This is a genomic window from Actinomadura sp. GC306 (assembly GCF_004348665.1).
Lineage (GTDB): Bacteria > Actinomycetota > Actinomycetes > Streptosporangiales > Streptosporangiaceae > Spirillospora.
The window spans coordinates 1-3990 of sequence record NZ_SMKM01000406.1; the positions used below are offsets into that span (position 1 = coordinate 1).

General features: G+C 72.2%; 4 protein-coding genes. 1 reads left to right on the forward strand and 3 read right to left on the reverse strand.

Going from position 1 to position 3990, the window contains the following annotated elements; translation table 11 throughout:
• The 3 genes from dprA to E1200_RS31740 all read right to left on the reverse strand — a co-directional run.
• The coding region (dprA, locus tag E1200_RS31730; RefSeq protein WP_131956103.1) for a DNA-processing protein DprA at window positions 1–1036 on the reverse strand (1036 nt) is incomplete at its 3' end.
• Entirely contained in the window at window positions 1033–2586 is a 1554-nt protein-coding gene (locus E1200_RS31735) for a YifB family Mg chelatase-like AAA ATPase (RefSeq protein WP_131956105.1), read from the reverse strand. The genes E1200_RS31735 and dprA, both read right to left, overlap by 4 nt.
• The gene (locus E1200_RS31740; RefSeq protein WP_131956107.1) at window positions 2587–2940 is read right to left on the reverse strand and encodes a YraN family protein; all 354 of its coding nucleotides are present in this window, start codon (window positions 2938–2940) and stop codon (window positions 2587–2589) included.
• A gap of 154 nt (window positions 2941–3094) precedes the next feature.
• On the opposite strand from E1200_RS31740, the gene E1200_RS31745 reads away from it, so the two are divergent.
• On the forward strand, window positions 3095–3990 hold an 896-nt coding region (locus tag E1200_RS31745), incomplete at its 3' end, for a tyrosine recombinase XerC (protein ID WP_207933645.1).

Sequence of the window (3990 nt, forward strand, 5' to 3'; positions counted from 1 at the left end):
GGTCGACGCCTGCCTTGACGGCCAGCTGGGCCGGGCCCGTGGCGCCGCGGGCGGGGAACGCTTCCAGGACGGAACGGGTGACCGGTTCGAGGCGGTCGCGGGGGAGGACAGGGGTCTGCGGCGGCGGGGCGAGGTCCGTGCCGATGGTCCCCACCGCTTCGATGATCTCTTCCGGGCGGGTGACGAGAGTGGTGCCCTCCTCGCGCAGCAGCCGGTGACAGCCGACCGACGCCCGGCTGGTGATGGGGCCGGGCATGGCCATGACGACGCGGCCGAGCCTGCTCGCCCAGCTTGCGGTGTTCAGCGCTCCGCTCCGGGCTTCCGCCTCGATGAGGACCGTCCCGCGGGACAGGGCGGCGATGACCCGGTTGCGGACGAGGAACCTGAGGCGATGCGGATGGGTGCCCGGCGGCGACTCGCTTACCAGGAGGCAGCGCCGGGCCATCTCCGCGAACAGCCCCTCATTGGACGCCGGATAGGGGACGTCGACGCCATTGGCGAGGACGGCGACGGTGGTCCCGTCGGCGGCCAGGGCGCCACGGTGGGCGGCGGCGTCGATGCCGAGGGCGCCGCCGGAGATCACCGTCCAGCCCCGGTCGGCCAGTTCCGAGGCGAAGTCGGCGGCGGCGCGCAGGCCGTAGGGGGAAGCGGCCCGGGAGCCGACGACGGCGACCGAGCGGAGGCAGCCGTAGCGCAGGTCGCCGGGGCCGCGCAGCCACAGGGCGTAGGGGCGTCCGTCGCCGAGGTCGTCGAGGGTCGTCGGCCATTCGGGGTCTCCCGGGCAGATGAGGCGCCCGCGGAACCGGGCGCACACGGCCATGTCCTGGTCTGGTTCGGCGGCGATCAGCCGGATACGCCACTGTTCTAGCCGCTTGACCTCCTTCACGTCGGCGATGACCCCGTGGGGCAGCGTGCCGGTGCGAATTGATTCGAGTGCCTGTTCCGCACCGGAGTGGTCGATGATCCGGTTGAGGAATGCGTCGCCGGGCTCCGCCACCGCGGTGAGGGTGGCTCGGGCGGTTCGTTCGTCGCTCATGGGCGCCCCGCCGACCACAGCATGAGCGCGCCGCCGATGTCGTCCGGGCCGGGTTCGTCGTGGCCCGCGAGGTCGGCGATCGTCCAGGCGACCCGCAGGACGCGGTCGAGGCCGCGTGCGCTGAGCGCGCCCATCTGCAGAGCCTCGTCGGCGCCCTTCATCGCGTTGGCCGGAGGTGTGAAGCGGCGGCGCAGTTCCGGTCCGGGGATCTCGGAATTGGAGCGCCACGGGGTGCCGGCCAGGCGGCTGAGCGTCCGTTCCCTGGCGAGTTGGACGCGTTCGGCGACGACCTGGCTGGACTCCGCGAACTCCAGGTCGTAGCGAAGCTCGGCCCGGGTCGCGGGCGCCAGTTCGAGCTTGAGGTCGATCCGGTCGAGAAGCGGGCCGGACAGGCGGGACGCGTACTTGCGGCGGACGCCGGGTGCGCAGGAGCAGTCGATCTGCTTGGCCGCGGCGCAGGGGCACGGGTTCGCCGCGAGGACGAGCGTGAACCGTGCGGGGAACCGCGCCATGCCCTCGATCCGGCTGATCCGGACCTCGCCCTCTTCGAGCGGCTGCCGGAGGGCGTCGAGCGTGCCCCCCATGAACTCGGGTGCCTCGTCCAGGAAGAGGATCCCGCGGTGCGCGAGGGACACGGCGCCCGGCTGGAGGACGCGGCCCGACCCGCCGCCGACCATCGAGGCGCGCGATGCGGTGTGGTGCGGCGCGTAGAACGGCGGCTGGGTGATCAGCGGCTGACCCGGCCGGAGAGTGCCCGCCACGGAGTGGATCGCGGTGACCTCCAGCGCGATGTCGGGTTCCAGGGGCGGCATCAGCGTGGGCAGCCGTTCCGCGAGCATGGTCTTCCCGCAGCCGGGCGGGCCGGCGAAGAACAGGTGGTGCCCTCCCGCGGCGCTGATCTCCAGCGCCCGGCGTGCCTCTGCCTGCCCGCGTACGTCGTTCAGGTCGAGATCGGGCGGGATGTCCTGCTGCCGCAGGGCGAGATTGTCCGCGGGCGAGGACGGTGCGTTCTCCTCGTCCTCCTCGATGGGCGGCGGCTCGTCCCGCAGCAGGCAAAGAAGGCCGCGCAGCGTGCTCGCGGACACCACCTTCATGCCGGGGACGAGTTCGGCCTCCGCCGCGTTGGCCCTCGGGACGACGACCGTGTCGCAGCCCTGGTTCGCCGCGGCCAGCACGGCGGGCAGGACACCCTGGATGGGACGCAGGCGTCCGTCCAGGCCGAGCTCGCCGATCAGCACGAGCCCGGCACACGCGCGAGGGGGAATGGCGTCGGCGGCCGCGAGCAGCGCGACCGCGATGCTGAGGTCGAAGGTCGATCCCTTCTTCGGCATGCTCGCCGGGCACAGCGACACCGTCACGTGGCGGTTGGGATAATCCTCACCCGAGTTGAAGATGGCGGCGCGGACCCTGTCGCGGGCCTCGCTGAGCGCCGTGTCCGGCAGGCCGACCAGATGCAGGCCCGGGACGCCGCTGGTGATCGCCGCCTCCACGTCCACCACGAAGCCGTCGACCCCGACGAGGGAGACCGAGCGGGTCTTGGCGAGCGTCATTCAGCACACCCCCCGCAGATGGTCGATCGAGAAGCCGTCGCCGTCCGCGACGAGGCCGAGGACGTCCACCCGCACGCGCGCACCGCCGGCGCCCCGCTCGGCGGCCCACCGCCCGGCAAGGCGCCGCAGCCGGGCGGCCTTGTCCGTGGTGATCGCTTCGAGGGGATCGCCGAACCGGGCGGAGCCGCGGGTCTTCACCTCGCAGACCACGGGGCCGCGCCCGTCGTGGGCGATGATGTCGAGCTCGCCGCCGTCGCACCGCCAGTTGCGCTCGATGATCGTCCAGCCGAGTCCGGCCAGGTAGTCGGCCGCGGCGTCCTCACCGCGCCGGCCGAGACTGATATGGGCTCTCATGGCCTCACCTCCGGCCTCCGACGCTGCCGGAGTATGACGCTGCGTCTCCGAATAATGACTACCTGTGGATAACTTCGGGTGAACAATTCCGGCGACTTACTCGAAACGCTCCGCGGTCCTTGCTTCGCGAAGGCCGGTGGCGCAGCGTGACGCTGTGACCAACGCGCTGGGGGAGGCCCTCTCTGAATTCGAACGACACCTGCGCGCGGAGCGCGACGTATCGCCGCACACGGCGAGGGCCTACCTCGGGGACCTGACCAACCTCGTCGCCTACGCCACCGATGTCGGCGTAACGGAACCCGCGGAACTCGACGTACCGCTACTTCGCGCCTGGCTCGCGCGTCAGCACGCCCTGGGCCGCTCCCGCGCGACCCTTGCCCGCCGGACGGCCGCCGCTCGCGCGTTCACCGGTCACCTGCACCGGCGTGGCCTGCTTAGGGACGATCCAGGGCTGCTGCTTGGCACCCCCAAACGGCAGCGTGCCCTTCCCGGGGTCCTCACCCAGGACGACGCCGCACGCCTCCTCGACACGATGGACGTAGAGGGGCCGGTCGGTCTTCGAGACCTTGCCGTTCTGGAGGTGCTCTACGGGACGGGCGTTCGCGTGAGCGAGCTGTGCGGTCTCGACATCGACGACCTGGACACCGGCCGTGGCACGATCCGCGTCCTGGGCAAGGGCGGCCGTGAACGCACCGTCCCCCTGGGCGAGCCCGCCGCCCGCGCCACCCAGGACTGGCTACGCGCAGGGCGGCCCACACTGGCGACCGAGGACAGCGGCCCAGCACTCTTCCTGGGCACCCGTGGGGGACGCCTCCACCCCACGAGCGCCCGGCGCATCGTCCACGCCCGGATAGCCGAGGTCGGCGAAGTCCCCGATCTGAGCCCGCACGGCCTACGCCACAGCGCCGCCACCCACCTCCTCGAAGGCGGAGCCGACCTGCGGAGCGTCCAAGAGATCCTGGGCCACGCCTCCCTGCAGACCACGCAGATCTACACCCACGTATCAGCCGAGCGCCTCAAACAGGTCCACCGCCAAGCCCACCCCCGCGG